Origin of the sequence: Cupriavidus sp. SK-4 (assembly GCF_000611125.1) — a bacterium.
Lineage (GTDB): Bacteria > Pseudomonadota > Gammaproteobacteria > Burkholderiales > Burkholderiaceae > Cupriavidus > Cupriavidus necator.
Map to the genome: position 1 here is coordinate 1 of NZ_JFJW01000063.1, position 2,699 is coordinate 2,699.

At 68.4% G+C, this 2,699-nt stretch carries 3 protein-coding genes; 1 reads left to right on the top strand and 2 read right to left on the bottom strand.

Annotation, left to right across the window (positions count from 1 at the left end; translation table 11 throughout):
- Both CF68_RS13000 and gatC read right to left on the bottom strand, forming a co-directional pair.
- Positions 1 to 495: amidase (locus CF68_RS13000; protein ID WP_035819364.1), on the bottom strand; the 495-nt coding region annotated here is incomplete at its 3' end.
- Positions 496 to 586: 91 nt separating this feature from the next.
- Positions 587 to 886: an Asp-tRNA(Asn)/Glu-tRNA(Gln) amidotransferase subunit GatC gene (gene gatC, locus CF68_RS13005; RefSeq protein WP_035819367.1), complete on the bottom strand. Its 300-nt coding sequence runs from the start codon at positions 884 to 886 to the stop codon at positions 587 to 589.
- 603 nt (positions 887 to 1,489) lie between these two features.
- On the opposite strand from gatC, the gene CF68_RS13010 reads away from it, so the two are divergent.
- Complete coding sequence (locus CF68_RS13010; protein ID WP_008648066.1) at positions 1,490 to 2,533, top strand: rod shape-determining protein; 1,044 nt, start codon at positions 1,490 to 1,492, stop codon at positions 2,531 to 2,533.
- The last annotated feature ends 166 nt before the right edge of the window (positions 2,534 to 2,699 follow it).

Below are 2,699 nucleotides of genomic sequence, written 5' to 3' on the forward strand. Positions count from 1 at the left end.
GGCGGCCACGGCCGCGGCCGAGCCGCCCGACGAGCCGCCCGGCACGCGGCTGGTGTCCCAGGGGTTCCGCACCGGGCCGAAATGCGAGTTCTCGTTGGACGAGCCCATCGCGAACTCGTCCATATTGGTCTTGCCCAGCGTGACCATGCCGGCCGCGGCCATGCGCTCGACCACGGTGGCGTCGAACGGGCTTTCATAGTTGCTCAGCATCTTCGAGCCGGCGGTGGCGCGCCAGCCGCGCGTGACGAACACGTCCTTGTGCGCGATCGGCACGCCGGTCAGCGGCGCGGCTTCGCCGCGGGCGCGGCGTTCATCGGCGGCGCGCGCCTGCGCCAGGGTCCGCTCGGCATCGACGTGGATAAAGGCGTTGAGCGCGGCGGCCTGCTCGATGCGGGCCAGGTACTCGCGTGCGAGTTCCTCGGCGGAGACGGAGCGCGCGGCCAGCGCATCGGCTAGCTGGCGCAGGGAGGTCACGGAATCAGCAGAAAAGGGCATGACAGTCGGTTGGCATCAGGGGTGGCGTACTGGCGGGTGGCCGGCGCCGGACAGGCATGCACGGGTGCGTCGGGTCCGGGCCGGGCGGCGGTCATTCGATGACCTTGGGCACCAGGTACAGGCCGTCTTCGGTGGCCGGCGCGGGGCGCTGGTAGTCGGCGCGGCGGTCGGATTCGGTGACCACGTCCTCGCGCAGGCGCTGGACCATGTCGCGCACGGCCGACAGCGGGTGGGCCAGCGGCTCGATGCCGGTGGTGTCGACCGCCTGCATCTGCTCGACCAGCGAGAAAAAGTTGTTCAGCTGCGCAAGCGTCTGGGCGGCCTCGTCATCGCTGGTTTCGATGCGGGCCAGGTGGGCGATGCGCTTGACGTCGGATAGAGCGAGGGCCATGGCGTGGTGGTTCGGATGCTCGGATGCGGGGGGGCGCGGGCTGCGCCGGCGGCTGGCTCATGGGGCGGCTGAGTCGCACGGCCCGTGGCCTGACCGGGGGCGCCGGAGTGGCGCCCCGGAGTCGTCGGAATTACAGGTATTTTCAGGCTGTAAACGCCCGAAGCAGCAGGAATTATAAGGTATCATTGCGAGTTACCGACCCTTGGCAACGCTTACGCCACATGGCCGCAAGCCGGCCGCTGGCCGGCGCGCTTGCGCCTGGCATCCACAGGCACCCGAAGGGCGGACCTGGGTCCTCTGATTAGGCCTTTGCAGCCGGCCAGCGCATGTCGCATGTCAACGACATTGTGCGCCGGTGCCTGCACATTTCCGCGAACTTTTCCGCGGGGTCTAATCAAAGGTTCCCGTAGGGCCGGCGCGCAAGGTGCGCCGGCGATTGCCGTTCCCATTCCCATCCCGGCCCGGGCAGCCCCGTGCCGGACGGCGGGCGGACCGGGAAGCCGGGAACCATTCCGTATTCAACACAACGTATTTCGTGGCCGGGCCGCTCGCGGTGCCGGCCGCTTCGCCTACCCGCGAACACCACCACAGACAGGATTCCTGATGTTCGGATTTCTCCGCAGCTACTTCTCCAACGACCTGGCGATCGACCTCGGCACCGCCAACACGCTGATCTACATGCGCGACAAGGGCATCGTGCTGGACGAGCCCTCGGTCGTCGCGATCCGCCAGGAAGGCGGCCCCAACGCCAAGAAGACCATCACGGCGGTGGGCAAGGAAGCCAAGCAGATGCTGGGCAAGGTGCCGGGCAATATCGAAGCGATCCGCCCGATGAAGGACGGCGTGATCGCCGACTTCACCGTCACCGAGCAGATGCTCAAGCAATTCATCAAGATGGTGCACGACAGCAAGCTGCTGCGCCCGAGCCCGCGCATCATCATCTGCGTGCCGTGCGGCTCGACCCAGGTCGAGCGCCGCGCCATCCGCGAATCGGCGCTGGGCGCCGGCGCCAGCCAGGTCTACCTGATCGAGGAGCCGATGTCGGCCGCGATCGGCGCCGGCCTGCCGGTGTCGGAGCCGTCGGGCTCGATGGTGGTGGATATCGGCGGCGGCACCACCGAGGTGGGCATCATCTCGCTGGGCGGCATGGTCTACAAGGGTTCGGTGCGCGTGGGCGGCGACAAGTTCGACGAGGCCATCGTCAACTACATACGCCGCAACTACGGCATGCTGATCGGCGAACAGACCGCCGAGGCCATCAAGAAGGAAATCGGCTCGGCCTTCCCGGGCTCCGAGGTCCGCGAGATGGAAGTCAAGGGCCGCAACCTGTCCGAAGGCATCCCGCGCGCCTTCACGGTGTCGTCCAATGAAATCCTTGAAGCTCTGACCGATCCGCTGAACCAGATCGTGTCGGCGGTGAAGATCGCGCTGGAACAGACCCCGCCCGAACTGGGCGCCGACATCGCCGAACGCGGCATGATGCTGACCGGCGGCGGCGCGCTGCTGCGCGACCTGGACCGCCTGCTGGCGGAAGAAACCGGCCTGCCGGTGCTGGTGGCCGAAGACCCGCTGACCTGCGTGGTGCGCGGCTCCGGCATGGCGCTGGAACGCATGGACAAGCTCGGCAGCATCTTCTCCTACGAGTAAGAAGGACGCTCACGTGGCGATGCGCGGCCTGCCGGATCCAGCGATCAGGGCGGCGTCGCGGCGCCTCATCCGCCGGGGCCAGGCCCTGGCAGTTCCCGCCGCCCGACCGTGCCGCTCCCGTCCCCGCAAGGGACCCGGGCGCGGCACGGCGGGCGGCGGGGGGGTT